This window comes from Flavobacterium shii (assembly GCF_025847235.1).
GTDB classification, from domain to species: Bacteria; Bacteroidota; Bacteroidia; order Flavobacteriales; family Flavobacteriaceae; genus Flavobacterium; species Flavobacterium shii.
The window spans coordinates 86402-104697 of record NZ_JAOZEW010000001.1; the positions used below are offsets into that span (position 1 = coordinate 86402).

Below are 18296 nucleotides of genomic sequence, written 5' to 3' on the forward strand. Positions count from 1 at the left end.
ACTATGAGTACAAAATAGTTGAATAAACATGAACTTAAAAGTAATGAGCAATCTCTATTTTTTGTAACAAAAAAAATAATCTCACGTCTTATAAAGAAATCATCATCATGACAATCAAAACAATCAACCATTATTTATTACTGTTATTCTTTATAGCTTCGCTCTCATTATCAGCTCAGGTTGATAAAAACTCAGACTTATATAAAACTATCATTTCCAGAGATAGTCTGCTCTTTAAGGTTGGCTTTAATACTTGCGACATCAATCAATTTGAAACTTTATTAACCGAAGACTTTGAGTTTTTTCACGACGAAGACAGTATATCCAATAAAAAGAAATTCTTATCTAATATTCGCAACGGATTATGTGCCTCTTCTAAAACATATCAATTAAGAAGAGATTTAATTGCCGGAAGCACCGAAATTTATCCACTCTATAAAGACAAAGTTCTTTATGGTGCAATACAAACAGGTATTCATAAATTTTACAGAATAACCACAGACAAAAAAGAAACTCCCGGAAGTAGTGCTCGATTTACCCATTTATGGCTGTTGCAAAAAGGAAACTGGAAACTAGCTCGAGGACTTAGTTACGATCATCAAAACAATAATACCATAGCTAATAAATCGGTAATTTTCGACAATGATGCCGAAATTGAAAATTGGCTCAAAGAAAACAATGTTCCTACCCTTGGACTTGGCATAATCAATGATGGGAAACTACAACAAATTAAAGTTTTTGGTGACCTAAAAAAAGGAGTAACGGCACCTTACAATACTATTTTTAATGTTGCTTCACTGACCAAACCAATTACTGCAATGGTTACTTTAAAATTAGTAAGCTTAGGCAAATGGGATTTGGATGAACCACTTTATAAATATTGGATTGATCCAGATGTAGCAAATGATCCTCAAGTTAAAAAACTAACTACAAGACATATTTTAAGTCATCAAACGGGTTTTTCGAACTGGCGTTGGAATAATACCGATAAAAAACTACACTTTCAATTTGAACCAGGGACGAAATACCAATACTCCGGTGAAGGTTTTGAATATTTACGAAAAGCATTAGAAAAAAAATTCAATAAAACGCTTGACCAATTAGCAAAGGAATTGATATTTGCCCCTTTGCAAATGAACGACACCAATTATATATGGGATAAAAAAACAGACGAAACAAGATTTGCAATAGGATATGATCCAAAAGGGAATGCGTACGAAACGGAGAAAAGAAAAACTGCAAATGCTGCCGATGACCTCTTAACAACCATTGAAGATTATGGAAAATTTCTAGTTAGTGTAATGAATGGAGATGGATTATCAAAAAAAGTTTTTGACGATATGAAAACTAATCAGGTAGAAACAAAAGCAGGAAAACATTTTGGCTTAGGCCTTGAAATCTACGATTTGGGAAATGGAGAAACAGCATTATCACATGGCGGTGCAGACAGAGGTGCACAAACGATCTTTTTTATACTTCCGAAAACAAAACAAGGAATCATAATTTTTACCAATGTCGATGATGGTTATAAAGTATATGAAAAACTACTCACCCATTATCTGGGAAATAATGGAAAAAAAATAATCGAAATCGAAACCAAAAAATAATTTAACAACTCAAGAATTAACCAACCAAAAAACATGAATACTAATAATCAAGATGAACAAATTAGATGTCGAAAATGTCATTCGACACAAATATATGCCGATAAAAAAGGGTTTAGCGGAAAGAAAGCTTGTTGTGGAGCAATTCTGGCTGGTCCTTTGGGCTTATTATGTGGAACTCACAGATCGAATAAAGTTAGATTAACTTGTCTAAAATGTAAACATACCTGGTAAATGAAACTAAATGAATTTACATTAGGCTGTCACGGAATTCCCGAAAGGTGTTTTAAAATCAATGATAAACACATGGCTTTCTGTGCAAGATGTTTAGGTGCAAGCATCGGACATATTTTATGTGCAATATGTTATTTTGTGTATTTCCTTCCTCCTTTTTATTTCTCGATTATCGGTTTAGCATTAATGCTTGCAGATTGGTATTTACAAAACTCATTGCACAAATATCATAGTAATTTCATGAGATTACTTACTGGTATAATCGGCGGATTCTCAATGGGAATTATTATCTGGGAAGCAATTGATATTGTTATAAAATTTTAATTTTATATTTAAGAGTAAAACACTAAAACTTTTGCCCGTGTGGTATGGTGGCGGTATTGGAAACAACCGTAACACTTCTGTAAGTGTAGGACACCTTAGCTATGCGGGTTTTATATTTCCTAAAATTACAGAGTTATGAGTACAAACAATCTTTCAAAAGAAGCCGAAACAAGGCTTGCTGATTTTTTTTAACAAAACAATAGACCCAAAAGCTATGGCTAAGGAGATAAGGCAAGTAAATTACATACTCGCTTTAGGTCTTATGAGGGAACATGAAACCCTTCAACTCAAAATAGTCAACTTAGAAAAAAATTTTTTATTGGTTAAATGAATTAGCCGAAGTTTTAAATCCTTATTTGGGAACCGAATAAATTTCTCTTATTACACTTTTAAAATAAAACAGAAACCTCGATTCTAAAAAAGTCGAGGTTTGTTATTATAATGAAAATTGACAATCGTGTATTAGTCTTTTTTTAAGTAAAAAAAAAAGACTGTCTATTATGGGACACCGTGAAGTCTCCCGACTTCATACCCGTTCCTTCTTTTTATTTTTTTGTTATGTCCATTGTTGTTGTTGTTGTTGTTGTTGTTGTTGTCGCTACAAAGTCAGGAGACTTCACCTCTCACTCTTGCTAACTGTGACAATCCTTTTCAATATGTCGATGCCCTTATTGTTTTACAATTTTAATAATCTGTCAATAATTATTTTATAGATATTTTATTTCTAAGATTATTCAAAAAAGTTTCATTTACTTTGTCAAATTTAACGACTCCAAAATCTTTTATTGACCATACTTTTGTCGGTATTTTCCTGTCCGAATTACTTCGGTCAGTATATTCTTCGCCATACTTATGCAGATATATCTCATTGGTATTTTCATCTATCTTAAATGTTGTATATGAATTCACAAACATAAAGTCCACGCAAAATATTTGTTGAATTGTAAAATAATTATTCTTACTTACAATTCCGCCATATCCATCTGCAGGACAATTATCATCGTATTTAAATACTAAATTATAATTATCATTTTTTTTATAATATTTATTACCTGTCTTTTCTAAAATAACTATAGGATTAGAATTATGTTGAGCATTATCTTTATTCTTAATTTCCTCTTTTTCTAATGTCAATATTTTATATTTTATATTCTTCAAACTAATTAATGTACTATCTAGAATATAAAACCCTTTAGGAATCGAAATCTCTTGTTTCTCTACTTTTGCAAATTCATATTTACCAAACATTCTATCAAAAGTAATTATCGAATGGGCTTTGTTTTTATCCTCAAACTCAATACTAAGTTTAGAATAATCAACATTTATAAATAAATCTTCTAACTTCTTAAAATCTTTCTTTCCTTTTTTAAAAAAAATCATTGCATCTTTATAATCAGGAGAACTCTTTCCTCCAAAATCTTCATAATTAGCAATTATTTTATTAAAATAACTTTGATTTATTAGATATGCAACCTCACAAACTTCATTCGTTTCAAATTTTTTGTTTAATATATTTTTAATATTTTCAAAACTTGGAACTTTAACTTTTTTATCAATTACTTTCAAAATCATTGTGGTATCACGATTAAAACCAAGAGTAGTATTTTTCTTTTCTTCACCATAAAAAATAGCATCATAGCTAAAAGTTATTTTTACTTTTTGCACTGCATCATTTGAAAATATTAATGTCTTTCCATCTAATAAATCGCTCGCCAAATAAGCTGGTTGTATTAGAATTTCAGTTCCATTGTTTTGAATTATGAAATCATCCTTAATGTTATTTATATCATTAACAGTGCTAACTCCATCAAATGCAACAGAAGTGTTTTTAAATTTTAGAACAATTCCATTATGTTTATTACTTAAGTCATTCTTATTTTCTTTTTTGCAACCAATCAAGACTAGAAAAACGATTAATACTATTATCCTCATTTTATTTGCATTTAAAATCATTTCCATTTTTTTATTATATTAATCTCTTCACTTACCTAGGAATTCCAGCAGTTAGCAAAAGCATTTCACTCTTACTAACTGTAGCTATTCATTTCAATACGTCAATGATCCTGTTATCTTTATAATTTTATCCTTGAGCTAATTTTATTTACTAATACTGGAGGGTTATTACACTAGCTTAAAAAAAACAAATTATTCTGATTTTATTTTACTCTTATATACATATCCTTTATTACCAGATTTTGTTGACACAAACCACCAATCTCCAGAATCATCAAGTATTTCAATCTCTTCTCCAGATTTAACTTTTTCAATTATTGCAGATGAGCTGTTTTTTTCTTTCCTTAAATTAGTATAACCATCTAAATCCTGAATTTTATACACTATTTTAGTATCTTCTGAATCAGGATTTTCTCCATAAATATTCTCCACATAATCTTTCAATCTTTCCAAATTAAAGTAGTTGTTTTGTTTTAAAAAAGATTTATAATTCGTATTGGTCATTAAATTAGACTCAACATGCCCTACAATACCTATTCTTAAATCCTTTTCATATAAGAAAGCTATATATTTTTCGGGTTCAATATAGTTATTTGGATTCCTCCTTATTTTTTTTATTATTTCAGAAAAGCTATTGTATCCGTTACCAGTTTTTGTTTCTGTATACCCTTCTACATGACCTTTATAAACTAAATTTTCAATATCATCTAATATTTTTTCTCTTAATAAAAATTTTTTTGAATTAACATCATTTGAGAAAATTAAATCATGAAATAAAACACTATTATCAAAATCAAAATCTTTAAAAACAAACTTAACCAATTCTTTATCAGAACTATAACCATAATCCACAACTAAATCAATCAATTGTTGTTTATTATTCAATTTCAACCAATTGAGCGCAACCTTATCATCATAAAAAACATACGAATTATAATAATATTCTAAATTATCGTTTATGACATCACTATCATCTGTCTCAGGATCTTCTATTAAAATAAATTTATCTTCTTTAATTGCAATCTCAGTAAACATAGCTGGTCTCAAAGCAACTATCTTATTTTTGTAATCATATACATTTATATTATAGACTTCAAATACTTTATCTTTAAATTTTTGCTCATCAAGAAATTTAAATTTTCTATTTAAAAGACTAGTCTTTACCTTCTTTATATAATCTACAGATAAAGTATCATAATTATATTTTACACCATCTCCTATATCCGTTATATTGTAAGGAGCATTTTTTGAGTCATTCATACTTACATTTTTTTCTATACTTACATTTTTTTCATCTACTTTATCTTTACAAGAGATTAAGCTGATTAAAAGAGATAAGATAATTACATTTGTTTTCATTCTATTTTTATTTAAATTCCAGTCCATTTTTTTGTTCCCTTTTTAGCATCATCCCAAGTTGATTCCGTTACTTTTCTCTCTTCAACAATGAATCTCACAGGTCTACCATCATTTAAAACTAAATCTGGTATCTCATTTATAAAATTTGTAACAGCTGATGTACTTGTACCACAATTAAAGGTGAAGCATCCTACTGAAAATCTTGGGCAATACTGATGTAATGCTACTCCACCTCTTGGTCCATCTACACCAGATATTCCGTTTTCATCAGATGCTGTCTTACTTTCAGAATCTATAACATAAATCTTATATGTTTGTCCAGGAAGTCCTGGAACTAAAAAATATTCACCTGGTGGGATTTCATTGTATTGTCCAAATCTTTTATCTGAATGTTTAAAAGAGCCTTTCTTTTTACTATAAGTCTGATGTGTATCTCTACTTAAATAAGTAACATGGTCAGGTTCTGGGAGTTTTTTTGAAGTCAGGAGTTTTTTATATGTTTGCAAGCTCATATCTTTATAAACACTTGTTTTATACATTACCCAATAAATATTTTGAGCAGGATCTTTTTCTTTCTTTGTGTCTTTACCTGAAACAATTATCACAGTTCCTTTATCAATATTTATTGAAGATCCTTTTTGACAATTGTTAACTTTTAAAACATCTACTGCATTTTTAAAATATTTTTTCCGCCCTTCTAAACCTTTTAAAGCAGTGTTTATTTTTTTTGTTACTTTTTCGACAGCCTGTACATTATTTTCATTAGCAACGCTATTTATATTATTTTTACCCCAAAAAGCTAATGCCGAAGTCATTGCATCTTTTGCATTATTTTTTAATTTATAAGGGTTATCACCATCAGTCCAATCAACATCTGACTCATTATCAATTTTCATATTAGCATTAAAATATTTCTCTAATTCTTGATAATTACTTTTCCATGTTATTTGTTTAAATCCTTTACCACTATACAACCAACCGTCACCTGAATTCACATGCAATTTACCATTAGGATGTGTTTTACCATAAATTGCATTAGCTAATTTTATTTGCTGATCGAGTGTAAGACCTGGCGTTTTCGCTTCATTTGCTCTCCCTAGCCTTTTTGCTTCAGTTTCTTTTTCATCTTTTGAATTAAATTGTATAAAATAAGAACTAAAAGTCCCTATAAGAGGTTTCCAATACCAATTAAAGTTTTCCTGTAATGAATAAAATTTACTTTCCTCAGCTATCTGAGATAAGAAATGTGCTTTTCTTACACAAGTATTTATACCTACTTTTTTACGATATTTATTTAAATGTGGTAAAGCTGCCTTTATCATTGTTTCGTTATCTATCAAACAATTTCCTTTACTATCAACACAAATCTTTTTAATTTCATCAAGAGTAATATCTTTATCACAATTTGGACAAGTTCCTTTCTTCTCATCCTTCTTCTCCTCCTTTTTATCAGGCGTAGCAAGTTTCGAAACACTATTTACAATCTCCATAGGATCGGGTAGGATTGTAGACAATACTTTAAGCTTCGACTCTCCCCAATCGTATATTGCGCTTCCTACAGTTTCTAATATTCCTTTTTCCTCCATTTGAGACTTCCCTTTTGTAGCGGCTGGTACAGGAGGTTTCGGTTTTTGGGGAGTTGGCCTAGAAGGAATTGGTTTGGGTTTTGCGTCAGGCGTTTTGTTATCGGGATTAATTACATTTATATTATTACTACTGGCTATTTTTTGTCTAAAAATTTCAGCAGTTACATAATATTCATGAAATTTCCCTTCGCTTTTATCGCCTTTGGCCAATTGTGCATTTGCCATTTTTGCAAAATCCGTTGCTAGTCTAAATTTAATATCTGCAATACCATTCGATATCAGTTCGGATTTCGTTACTGCTTTATTATTTTTGTTTATTTCGCTATGTCCTTTACCCGGAGCATCGTCTTCCCATAAGGTTACATGTACGGTACAATTATCAAGATTAAGGCAATGTACCCTTGCCAATACTGTTTGGTTATAAGCAAACGGCTTGGTTTGTTTCTTACCTAGTGCATCGCATAGCTCTACACCTATAATCTTGCGCTCAACTGTTTTTTGAGGTTTGATATCTAGCGTAGCTTTTTCTTCGCCCATGCGTGCCACTATACGTATCGCTTGTCTTGTAAGGCTTATTTCGGTGAATGTATAGGCAGCTTTGGGCCCTGTTTTATTATTTTTTTCTTTTAGCTTCCATTTTCCATATTCCAGAACAGATAAAGACCATTGCACTTGCGCTAAAAAGGGGTTACTTCCCAATGGAATAACTTGCCCAGGAAATAAGCTCCCGGGAAGATTGGAGTTACTTACGGTATAAGTTACTTCCTTCCCTGTCTCAGGATTTGGATTACCAATTATTTTAAAATTTGACATACTAAATTATTTAAAACTAAAGGCTAAATTATATTGTAAAATATAATCTAACATTTAGGCTAAAGTAATTATTATATTGTAAAAATAAAATATAATTATAAATAAATTTCCTATAAATATAAACAAGCAACACTAGTTTCTTATGATTGCTTTTTTTGTTTAAATATGCTGCAATATTTTTCATAACTTCGGTTGCTGTTTTAAAAAACAATCAAATACTCATGAATCAGCATAGTATCAATATATCAAATAATAAAGCCATTAGCCTTCAAATGGTAGAAATTCCGCAAGGTCAAATCATAATGAGGGATGACAGAATTAAACATACCTGGACAGCAAATATTCAGCCTTTCTTAATGGCAAAATACCTTGTAACGCAAGATTTATATTTTGAATTTACTAAGGATTCTCCAAGCACTTTTAAAGGAAATAAAAAACCTGTCGAAACTGTATCGTGGATACAGGCAGTCGTTTTTTGTAATTTACTTTCTGAGAATTCAGGATTTACACCTTGTTATTCTTGGAATAATGACAGCGAAGAAATATTTTTTGATAACAAAGCAAATGGCTACCGACTTCCTACCGAAGCCGAATGGGAATATACATGTAAAGCTGGAACTACAAGTATAAGATATAGCGAAATTGATAGAATTGCATGGTATAAAGAAAACTCAGAGAAAACAACACATGATGTAGGAACGAAAGAGCCCAACTCATTTGGTCTTTATGATATGCTAGGAAATGTATGGGAATGGTGTTCGGATATATACAATGAAACGGTTTATGGCTCCTACCGCATTTTTCGTGGTGGTGGCTGGTATGATAATGAAAGAGGTTGTATGGCCACAAATCGAAGACGCAGCCATCCTACGTCGTTTAAAATTGATGATTTAGGATTTCGATTAGCTCGAAATTTATAATACAAAAACTATGATAAAACTAGAAAAATTTGATAATACAGATTTCGAAAAATTAATAACTTGGGTGGATAATGAAGAAATGTTAGTTCAATTTTCTGGTCCGATTTTTAAATTTCCATTAACAACTGAGCAATTAGAAAATTATGTAAAAGAAGAAAATAGAATACCATTTAAAGTAATCGATACAAAATCGAAAGAAGTAATTGGACATGCAGAAATATATCAATCCGAAGATAATTTGGCTAAGCTATGCCGAATACTTATCGGCGAAGAAAAATATCGAGGAAAGGGAATTGGGGAGGAAATAGTTAATCTTCTGGTACACTATTCTTTCGAAAAGTTAAACGTAGAACAAGTAGAACTTAATGTATACGATTGGAATAAACAAGCTATTAGATGTTATGAAAAATCGGGATTTACAATAAATCCAGATAAACTAAGTGAAATCATAGTTCAGAAAAATATTTGGATCTCAATTAATATGACAGTAAATAAAACCAATTGGAAAATAAATTTAAAAAAATAATCGACAATTTTATACTATTCCTGTAACAGAATACATTTTATCAGTCTATTCTATAAGGCAATAGAATTAAAAAAATAACCAATTAAATAACCATAACCAAATGAAACAATTTATACTATCACTATTAATCGGTTTAATTTCTATGACTGTTTTTGGACAAGAAATTACAGGACAATGGAATGGTGTCCTAAATGTTCAGGGAACCCAATTAAGACTCGTTTTTAATATTACTAAATCCGATACAAGCTTTAAATCAACAATGGATAGTCCTGATCAAGGCGCAAAAGATATTCCAGTAACTACAACAAGTTTTGAAAACTCAACTTTAAAACTTACTGTTGCAAATGCCCGAATTGAATATGAAGGCACTCTTGGTAAAGACAATAAAATTGTTGGTACTTTCACCCAAGCCGGTCATGCTTTTCCTATGAATTTATCGAGAGAAAAAATTGAAAAAGAAAAACTAGTACGACCACAAGAACCAACCAAACCATATCCTTATTACTCAGAAGAGGTAACTTTTAAGAATGAGAAAGCAGGAATAACTTTGGCTGGAACATTGACATTACCTAAAAAAGAAGGCGTTTTCCCTGTAGTGATTTTAATTAGCGGAAGCGGCCCACAAAATCGGGATGAAGAATTAATGGGACACAAACCTTTCCTTGTATTATCTGATTATTTAACCAAAAACGGAATTGCAGTTTTGCGATATGATGATAGAGGAACAGCAGCATCTACTGGAGATTTTAAAACTTCTACCTCTTTTGATTTTGCTACGGATGTTCAAGCTGCAGTAAACTATTTACAAACCAGAAAAGAAATCAACAAACAAAAAATTGGATTAATTGGTCATAGTGAAGGCGGATTAATAGCACCAATTGTTGCCTCAAACTCCAAGGATATTAACTTTATTATCCTACTCGCTGGTCCTGGAATTCCTGGAGATCAATTACTTTTGTTACAACAAAAAGTAATTGCAGAAGCAGCAGGAATGAATAATGCTGAAATTCAAAAATCACAGGAAATGAACAAAACTGCTTTTGGTATCGTAACAAAATCCAAGAATGCAGAACAATTAAAAACGGATTTAACAACCTATATCACAAAAGCATCTGAAAGTGCTACAGATAAACCTGCTGGGATAACTGAAGCTGAATATATAAAAATGCAAGTTGATAAAATCTCAAGCCCTTGGATGGTAAATTTTCTTAAATATAATCCAGTTCCTACATTAGAAAAAGTAAAATGTGCTGTTTTAGCGCTTAATGGTTCAAAGGACTTACAAGTTCCACCAAAAGAAAATCTATCAGCCATAAAAGAAGCAGTATTAAAAGGAGGAAATAAAAACATAACGACCAAAGAATTGCCAAACCTTAATCATTTATTTCAGGAATGTGAAACTGGTTTACCGAAAGAATATGCTACTATTGAACAAACGTTCTCTCCAATAGCGCTGAACGAAATTCTAAGTTGGATAAAAATACAAACGAAATAAAATACATTTTACAATTAAACAAATGAATAGAATTACCGTTTTTTGTGGATCAAGTTTTGGGAACAAAAAAGAATACGAAACCCAAGCTTTTAAACTTGGACAAACAATGTCCGAAAATAATATCGATTTGGTTTATGGCGGAGCCAAAGTAGGACTTATGGGTGCTGTAGCAGATGGAGTTTTAAATAAAAATGGAAAAGTGATTGGTGTTTTACCAGACTTCCTGATGAAGAAAGAAATTGCTCACGATAATTTAACCGAATTAATTATTGTAAAAAGCATGCACGAAAGGAAAACCAAAATGAACGAATTAAGCGATGGCGTAATTGCTTTACCAGGTGGATTTGGAACTCTGGAAGAGTTTTTTGAGATGCTTACATGGGCGCAACTCGGACTTCATAAAAAACCAATAGGAATTTTGAATATTCATGGATTTTATGATTTATTATTAGAGTTTATACTAAAAATGGTAAACGAAGGTTTCTTAAAAGAAGTAAACCAACAAATGATAATCGTAAGTACAGATTCTCAGGATTTACTGGATAAAATGAAAAATTACGTAGCGCCAGAAGTTGGGAAATGGATTAAAAAGGGTAATGAATAAATCATTAAAAATCAAAAAAAATGACTGTAGATAATTTAAATTTAGAAATTCCAAAATTGATTTTTAATGCAAGCGGAGAATTAATAATCCTCCCTTCCCTTACTTCATCCAAAGATGATTTTGATTTTTTTCAGGGGAAATCCAATATTATAAATAAAAAATTAAAATATAGATTCTCCGATTGTACGGAGTGGATTGAATTTCCATCGACTCAGGAAATGCATAAAGTTTTAAACGGAATTGGTAATATTGATAATTTTCTAGCAGAATTTGATGGTGTCCCTTTTGAAGGAATGACAGTACGATTATTTAATCCAGAAACAAAATTATGGAGTATTTATTGGTCAGATTCTAATACAGGAGTTCTGGATAAACCAGTAATTGGCTCCTTCGAAAAAAAAGTAGGTCATTTCTTTTCAAGAGATATTTATGAAGGAAAAAAAGTAATTCAGTTATTTCGTTGGGATGCCAGAGACAAAAACAATCCAATTTGGAGTCAGGCAATGTCTGTCGATAATGGCGAAACTTGGGAATGGAACTGGTATATGTACATGACGAAAGTGAAATAGAAATCCCTATACAGAATAACTCAACCAATCAAACTCTTTAACACATAACATGTTAATCGATTGCTAAAATATTTTAAAATAAATCATAATTAATTTGCCTATCTACTAATAGGTAGTATATTTGTTAAAAAATACGATGACAACACGAGAAGCAATCATAGACAAAGCAGATCAATTGATAAGAGAAAAAGGTTACAATGCTTTTAGCTTTAAAGATATCTCTAATGATATTGGTATAAAAACAGCTTCAATCCATTATCATTTCCCTGCAAAATCAGACCTAGGAGTCGCGACAATCAAAGAGCATATTGAGAGATGTGAAACTTTAAAGAAAAAAGTTGCCAATGAATCTCCATTAAAAAAACTTGAAGCTTTCTTGGCAATTCATACTCAAATAAAACAGGAGAACAAAGTCTGCATTGTTGGTTCATTAGCTACAGACTTAAACACCCTGGATGAAACCATAAAAACAGAACTACAAATATTTGCAGCATTAGTTATTAATTGGTTAACCGAAGTCTTAACAGAAGGAAAAGAACTTAAAATATTTGATTTTGAATCTTCACCAAGAACAAAGGCATTGATGATAATAACAAATATGGTTGCAATTGTACAACTGTCAAGACTTACAAACGAAAATGACTTTGTGATTGTAAAAGAAACAATTCTAAAAGAACTAAAATCTAAAAAATAATGAAAAGAGTAGTAATAACAGGATTGGGAGCAGTAACCCCTATTGGTAATAATGTGTTGGAATATTGGCACTCACTAATCAATGGAGTTAGTGGAGCATCCGAAATAACAAAATTTGACACTTCTAAATTCAAAACTAAATTTGCCTGTGAGGTTAAAAATTTTAATCCTGAAAACATTTTTGAGAAAAATGAAATAAGAAAATATGACCTTTTTACTCAATACGCATTATATGTAACAGACGAAGCTATCAAAAACGCAAATATTGATTTTGATTCTTTGGATAAAAATAGAATTGGAGTTATTTGGGGTTCTGGTGATGGTGGCGTTTCAACATTCGAAGAACAAATCGGAGAATATAAATTAGGTAATGGTACACCAAGATTTAGCCCGTTTTTCATCCCAAAAAGGATTATTAACATTGCCTCGGGAGCAATCTCAATTAAATACGGGCTTCGCGGAATTAATTACACCACAGTATCTGCCTGTTCGGCAAGTAATACAGCAATAATTGATGCATTTAATTACATCCGTTGGGGTAAAGCCGATATGATAATTAGCGGCGGATCAGAAGCTTCTGTCACAGAATCTTCTATTGGAGGTTTTAATGCCTCAAAAGCATTATCCACATTAAACGATGATTGTAGTAAAGCATCACGACCATTTGATGTAACAAGAAACGGATTTGTTTTGGGTGAAGGTGCTGGTGCCATTATACTAGAAAGCTATGAACATGCATTAAAAAGAAATGCTGTTATTCTTGCCGAAATTGTTGGCGGTGGATTAGCTGGAGATGCTTATCACTTAACAAGTACACACCCAGATGGCGAAGGTGCTATTCTAGGAATGGAACTTGCACTTGAGGAAGCTCAGATAACATCGGACAAAATCAATTATATAAATGCTCATGCTACCTCAACTCCTACTGGCGACTTGAGCGAACTTAAGGCAATGGAAAAAGTATTTGGAATAAACCCAAATGCCAATATTAGTGCGACAAAATCAATGACTGGACATTTACTTGGCGCAGCCGGAGCTATTGAAGCAATTGCCTGTATAAAAGCAATTCAGGAAAACATCGTTCCACCAACAATAAATACACAAACGGTAGAACCCGAATTTTTAAATAAGTTTAATTTGACACTCGGTAAAGCTCAACCTAAAATAGTTAACTACGCAATGAGCAATACATTTGGTTTTGGTGGACATATAGCAAGTTCAATATTTAAAAAATTTACGGAATGATTTTACGTAATTAAATCAAAAATAAAGCAACCTCGTTTAAGCAATTTAAGCGAGGTTGCTTTATATATAACAATCTCATGAAATCAATTGACAATATCAAATAACAAATCGGAATAAAAATTTCCATAACTTCGTTGGTAATAAAAATATGTCATCAAACATTTAAATGAAAAACAAATCAAATCCGGTTGTCTATTTTGAGATTCCTGTAACCGATATAGAAAGAGCCATACAATTTTATACGGCAGTTTTTAATTTTGATTTTGAGCGAGATACCATTCATGATAACGAAATGGCATTTTTTCCTCTTATCGAAGGCAATAACGGAATATCGGGCGCTTTGGCAAAAGGAGAAATATACAAACCTACTATAAACGGAACACTTGTATATTTTAATACTGAAGATATTGATGCTACTTTAAACCTTGCAGTAAAAAATGGTGCCGAAGTTTTATTTCCAATAACATCAAACGGAGAATATGGCTCAGTAGCCGAATTTAAAGATTGCGAAGGAAACCGAATTGCATTACATATGACTAAAAAATAAAATATTATGAACTCTTTAGAAACCACCAAAGCTATTTTAAAAACTGGAGAAGAAAAGCTTCTGTATAATGAAAAGTCTCTAAATTTTTCATTACTTGATTTTTGGCGTTGGAGTGTTTCAGATATTGTTAGTAATGCGACACGTGGACGTTTAGCTGAATTTATTGTTGCAACAGCTGTAAATATTGACATAAAAGAAATTCGAGATGAATGGGGTGCCTATGATTTAGAAACACCCGACAAAATAAAAATTGAAATAAAATCTGCTGCATATATACAATCATGGGAACAAAAGAAACTATCGCCAATTAGTTTCAGTACAAAACTATCCCAGCCTTGGAATTCAGAAATTGATAAACGTTCAACAATCCCAATTAGAAGTGCTGATGTATATGTCTTTTGTCTTTTACATCATTTAGACAAACCAACAATTAATCCTCTTAATTTAAATCATTGGGAGTTTTATGTCTTGTCAACTGAAGAGTTGAATAATTACAAGCGAAGTCAACATTCGATAACTTTAAATTCTTTAAAAAAATTGACCAATTCTATTGAATACGATAAATTGAAAAATGAAATAGAAGAAAAAAATAAATTAAACATTAAAATTGCATCTAGCATAATCTAAAATAAAAACAAACCATTAAAATGTCTGGAGAAAAAGATTTAGAGAAATTACTCAAAAGCATGAAACCTAAACATAATGTTGGTGATTATGTTTTTTGTACCGTAGAAAGTCTTGAAAATATAGCTATCAAAGATATTGTAATGTCATTTACAGAAAGCGAAGGCATTACTTTAATCTTAAAAAAAGAAATTGCCGACGGGCTAAAACTTGATTATTCAGTTGTAATGTCATGGATAACTCTTACTGTACATTCATCGTTAGAAGCTGTGGGTTTAACTGCCGCTTTCGCGAAAGCGTTATCCGATAATAACATTAGTTGCAATGTTGTAGCAGCGTTTTATCACGACCACATTTTTGTAAATAAAAAAGACACCGACAATGCCATAACTATTTTAAATAAATTTTCAGAATAGAATTAATCCATATTCCATGACAACAGATATCATAGAAATAAACAACTTTGTCGTTTTAATCGAGCAATCAAATGCTGAAAAAACGATTATCGAAAAATGCGAAATCGATGGTGACGCTGTTGGTTTTGCTTTCTATGGTTCAGGAAATGTTGAATTGGAAATTACGTATGAAAACAAGAATATAATTATAAACAATACAACAGGAATTGCAATTTCGTTTTTCGGCAATAGCAAAGTAGGATTTGCTCACAAAATATCGCCTAATAAACCATTGCAATCTATTAGCGTATTTATGAAGATAAAAAATCTTGATACGCTGCCAGAACGCGAAAGCGAAATCTTCTCCGAATATTTACAACAACTCTTGCATCCTGAAGCCAACTTTGTAGAAGGACCAAGCTTTTATATGTCGCCCGACATGCAAAACGCAGTTCAAAAAATATTTAATACCCAATATAAAGGAGACACAAGATTAATGTTTCTTAAAAGCCAAATAACCGAATTACTGGCACATTTCTTTGCACATCTCTCTACCGAAAAAGAAGAAAATATCAAAAAAATTGACCGCGATAAACTCTTTCAGGCAAAAGAAATCATAACCCAAAACATAGCTGCTCCACCCTCATTAAGTGAGTTATCTAAGCAAATTGGTTTGAACAACAACAAACTCAAAAAGAATTTTAAAGAACTCTTTGGCATTCCTGTATTTAAATACCTTCAGGAACAACGACTAAATAAAGCGCATGAATTATTAAGCAGCACCGACAAGAACATTCAGGAAACTGCTTGGTTTGTAGGCTACGAAAGTTTGAGTTCGTTCTCGAATGCTTTTCATAAAAAATTTGGCGTACGACCAAGCGAACTAAAAAAATAATTCTTTTCGAACAAATTTTAATCCCTTTAAAACAAATACCTGATAGTCAATAGTTTTAATTTTATTTTGTTAACCAAACAACATAATCATGGAACCATTTATTATCGACACAAAAATGATTGTTTTATTATTTACCACATTATTTACTGGTCTTTTGGCTGGAATCTTTTTTACTTGGGCAAATGCCATAACTCCGGGTATAGGCAGGCTTGATGATATTAATTATCTCTGTGCTTTCCAGAACATGAACAAAACTATTTTAAACCCATTATTTTTTGTGATATTTATTAGTCCTCTCTTTTTATCATTTGCTACAGCTTACCTTTATAAATCACACTATAGCTACATCTTTTGGTTGCTACTTGCTGCAGCAATATTATATTTTGCAGGCGTATTTCTGGTAACCGTCATGGGGAATATTCCGCTAAATAATCTTCTAGAAAAGACTGATTTAACCAATATATCTCTGGAAGATGCAAGAAGTCTAAGAGATAAATTTGAACTTAAATGGAATAACCTGCACTTAATTAGAACCATAACATCGGTACTATCATTCTTTTTATTAATTATCGTGTGTTTGTTCAGAAATAATAACCTTTAATATTAGAATAAAATGACAAAAATTAGGGCAATTTTAGTTGGAGCATTAATCTGGCTAATGATATTTAGTACTTTCACAATACTGAGTTATATCCCAAACATCAAAGATTCTGTATTGCAACAATTCCTGATTGTTGTACCATTGGCAATTCCGTTTACAATTCTCGGTGCTTTTATCTTCTATAAAAACCGAAATAAAACCAACGGATTCATCGTTGGCTTAATTATAGTTACAACAGCTTTAACTCTTGACGTGTTTATAACGGTGCCGTTTACCATAATCCCAAATCAGGGAACTTATCATAGTTTTTTTACTAGCAAATTCCTCTGGATTATTGTTGCAGAGGTTGTTACTATTGTATACTTTTATTGGAAATTAAAGATTAAAACCAAATTACAAAACATATAATCAGTTTTTAAATCAGTACAAACAATATAAAGTTCAAACAAAACATGCAAACATTAGGGCTTATTGGCGGAATCAGTTGGGTATCGACCGTAGATTATTACAAACTTATCAATGAAGGAATAAATGAAAAATTGGGTGGATTAAACTTTTCTCAGTGCATTATTCACTCCTTTAATTATGAAGACATCAAAAAAAATAATGATGCCAATGATTGGGAGAAAACCTTCCAGATGTTATATGAAGCTTGCAAACACTTAAAATCTTCGGGAGCAACGGCAATTATATTATGTGCAAATACTATGCATCATATTGCCGACCGACTCGAAAAAGAAATCGGAATCCCACTAATACATATTGCCACAGTAACTGCTGCAGAAATTGAAAAAACGGGATTGAAAAAAGTGGGGTTACTTGGAACTAAATTTACGATGGAACTTGATTTCTTTAAATCGAAACTTACCGATAGAGGTATCGAAACAATTATTCCAAATGATGAAGACAGAGATTTTGTACACATGACTGTTTTTGAAGAATTAGGAAAAGGAATTGTAACCGAAAAAACAAAAAAACGATACTTAGAAATTATCGATAAATTAATACAAAATGGAGCAGAAGGAATCATTCTTGGTTGCACCGAAATTCCTCTTATTATAAAACCCGAAGATGTTGCCATCCCTACATTCGATACAGTAGTATTACACTCAAAAGCTGCTGTAGCATTTTCATTAGAGAAATAAAAATTATACTGAAATTGTTTTCCATATAAATGATATAAACTCATTTAAGTTAGCGCTGATTTATCATGCTTATATTCACTTACATCACTTATATGGTTAACCCTTTGGTTGATACCTTAAATTTATATATTTAAAATTCACATTATAATTAATTGATTTACGAA

Annotated in this window: 20 protein-coding genes and 1 pseudogene; 18 read left to right on the forward strand and 3 right to left on the reverse strand. The window is 31.3% G+C overall.

The features are described from left to right. Positions 1-107: 107 nt before the first annotated feature. The 4 genes and pseudogenes from OIU83_RS00400 to OIU83_RS00415 all read left to right on the forward strand — a co-directional run bounded on the left by OIU83_RS00400 (position 108) and on the right by OIU83_RS00415 (position 2533). Positions 108-1607 (forward strand): class A beta-lactamase-related serine hydrolase, encoded by a 1500-nt coding sequence (locus OIU83_RS00400; RefSeq protein WP_264204307.1) that lies wholly within the window; start codon positions 108-110, stop codon positions 1605-1607. A 33-nt stretch (positions 1608-1640) separates the two neighbouring features. Then, positions 1641-1838, forward strand: coding sequence for a hypothetical protein (locus OIU83_RS00405; RefSeq protein ID WP_264204308.1), 198 nt, complete (start codon positions 1641-1643; stop codon positions 1836-1838). Beyond that, the gene (locus tag OIU83_RS00410; protein WP_264204309.1) at positions 1839-2162 is read left to right on the forward strand and encodes a DUF2085 domain-containing protein; all 324 of its coding nucleotides are present in this window, start codon (positions 1839-1841) and stop codon (positions 2160-2162) included. It abuts the gene before it with no gap. A gap of 135 nt (positions 2163-2297) precedes the next feature. Further along, positions 2298-2533 (forward strand): annotated as a pseudogene (locus tag OIU83_RS00415) (hypothetical protein). A gap of 331 nt (positions 2534-2864) precedes the next feature. Here OIU83_RS00415 and OIU83_RS00420 read toward each other — a convergent pair. From OIU83_RS00420 to OIU83_RS00430, 3 genes are all read right to left on the reverse strand, one after another. Further along, positions 2865-4094, reverse strand: a complete 1230-nt coding sequence (locus OIU83_RS00420) for a hypothetical protein (RefSeq protein WP_264204310.1) — start codon at positions 4092-4094, stop codon at positions 2865-2867. A 213-nt stretch (positions 4095-4307) separates the two neighbouring features. Next, on the reverse strand, positions 4308-5501 hold the full coding sequence (locus OIU83_RS00425; RefSeq protein WP_264204311.1) for an SH3 domain-containing protein: 1194 nt from the start codon (positions 5499-5501) through the stop codon (positions 4308-4310). Next, the gene (locus OIU83_RS00430) at positions 5486-7873 is read right to left on the reverse strand and encodes a glycoside hydrolase family 19 protein (protein WP_264204312.1); all 2388 of its coding nucleotides are present in this window, start codon (positions 7871-7873) and stop codon (positions 5486-5488) included. The genes OIU83_RS00425 and OIU83_RS00430 overlap by 16 nt, the downstream gene beginning before the upstream one ends. A gap of 221 nt (positions 7874-8094) precedes the next feature. Between OIU83_RS00430 and OIU83_RS00435 the strand changes: the two genes are divergently transcribed. The 14 genes from OIU83_RS00435 to OIU83_RS00500 all read left to right on the forward strand — a co-directional run bounded on the left by OIU83_RS00435 (position 8095) and on the right by OIU83_RS00500 (position 18132). Next, positions 8095-8793: a formylglycine-generating enzyme family protein gene (locus OIU83_RS00435; RefSeq protein WP_264204313.1), complete on the forward strand. Its 699-nt coding sequence runs from the start codon at positions 8095-8097 to the stop codon at positions 8791-8793. A 10-nt stretch (positions 8794-8803) separates the two neighbouring features. Continuing rightward, complete coding sequence (locus tag OIU83_RS00440) at positions 8804-9319, forward strand: GNAT family N-acetyltransferase (RefSeq protein WP_264204314.1); 516 nt, start codon at positions 8804-8806, stop codon at positions 9317-9319. A gap of 100 nt (positions 9320-9419) precedes the next feature. Further along, positions 9420-10814: an alpha/beta hydrolase family protein gene (locus OIU83_RS00445; RefSeq protein WP_264204315.1), complete on the forward strand. Its 1395-nt coding sequence runs from the start codon at positions 9420-9422 to the stop codon at positions 10812-10814. 22 nt (positions 10815-10836) lie between these two features. Further along, a complete protein-coding gene (locus tag OIU83_RS00450) occupies positions 10837-11418 on the forward strand; it encodes an LOG family protein (RefSeq protein ID WP_264204316.1) in 582 nt (193 codons plus the stop codon). A gap of 20 nt (positions 11419-11438) precedes the next feature. Then, positions 11439-11987, forward strand: coding sequence for a hypothetical protein (locus OIU83_RS00455; protein ID WP_264204317.1), 549 nt, complete (start codon positions 11439-11441; stop codon positions 11985-11987). Positions 11988-12123: 136 nt separating this feature from the next. Then, on the forward strand, positions 12124-12681 hold the full coding sequence (locus OIU83_RS00460; protein WP_264204318.1) for a TetR/AcrR family transcriptional regulator: 558 nt from the start codon (positions 12124-12126) through the stop codon (positions 12679-12681). Further along, positions 12681-13925 (forward strand): beta-ketoacyl-ACP synthase II, encoded by a 1245-nt coding sequence (gene fabF, locus OIU83_RS00465; RefSeq protein WP_264204319.1) that lies wholly within the window; start codon positions 12681-12683, stop codon positions 13923-13925. Before OIU83_RS00460 ends, fabF begins: the two co-directional genes overlap by 1 nt. A 166-nt stretch (positions 13926-14091) precedes the next feature. Beyond that, positions 14092-14472 (forward strand): VOC family protein, encoded by a 381-nt coding sequence (locus OIU83_RS00470; protein ID WP_264204320.1) that lies wholly within the window; start codon positions 14092-14094, stop codon positions 14470-14472. A gap of 6 nt (positions 14473-14478) precedes the next feature. Further along, positions 14479-15099 carry a hypothetical protein gene (locus OIU83_RS00475; RefSeq protein ID WP_264204321.1) on the forward strand — a complete coding sequence of 207 codons (621 nt, stop codon included), beginning with the start codon at positions 14479-14481 and terminating at the stop codon, positions 15097-15099. Positions 15100-15119: 20 nt separating this feature from the next. Continuing rightward, positions 15120-15512 carry an ACT domain-containing protein gene (locus OIU83_RS00480; protein ID WP_264204322.1) on the forward strand — a complete coding sequence of 131 codons (393 nt, stop codon included), beginning with the start codon at positions 15120-15122 and terminating at the stop codon, positions 15510-15512. A 16-nt stretch (positions 15513-15528) separates the two neighbouring features. Beyond that, positions 15529-16386 carry a helix-turn-helix domain-containing protein gene (locus OIU83_RS00485; RefSeq protein WP_264204323.1) on the forward strand — a complete coding sequence of 286 codons (858 nt, stop codon included), beginning with the start codon at positions 15529-15531 and terminating at the stop codon, positions 16384-16386. 88 nt (positions 16387-16474) lie between these two features. After that, positions 16475-16987, forward strand: coding sequence for an anthrone oxygenase family protein (locus tag OIU83_RS00490; protein WP_264204324.1), 513 nt, complete (start codon positions 16475-16477; stop codon positions 16985-16987). Between the two features lie 12 nt (positions 16988-16999). Continuing rightward, the gene (locus tag OIU83_RS00495; RefSeq protein ID WP_264204325.1) at positions 17000-17395 is read left to right on the forward strand and encodes a DUF5367 domain-containing protein; all 396 of its coding nucleotides are present in this window, start codon (positions 17000-17002) and stop codon (positions 17393-17395) included. A gap of 44 nt (positions 17396-17439) precedes the next feature. Next, positions 17440-18132 (forward strand): aspartate/glutamate racemase family protein, encoded by a 693-nt coding sequence (locus OIU83_RS00500; RefSeq protein WP_264204326.1) that lies wholly within the window; start codon positions 17440-17442, stop codon positions 18130-18132. The last annotated feature ends 164 nt before the right edge of the window (positions 18133-18296 follow it).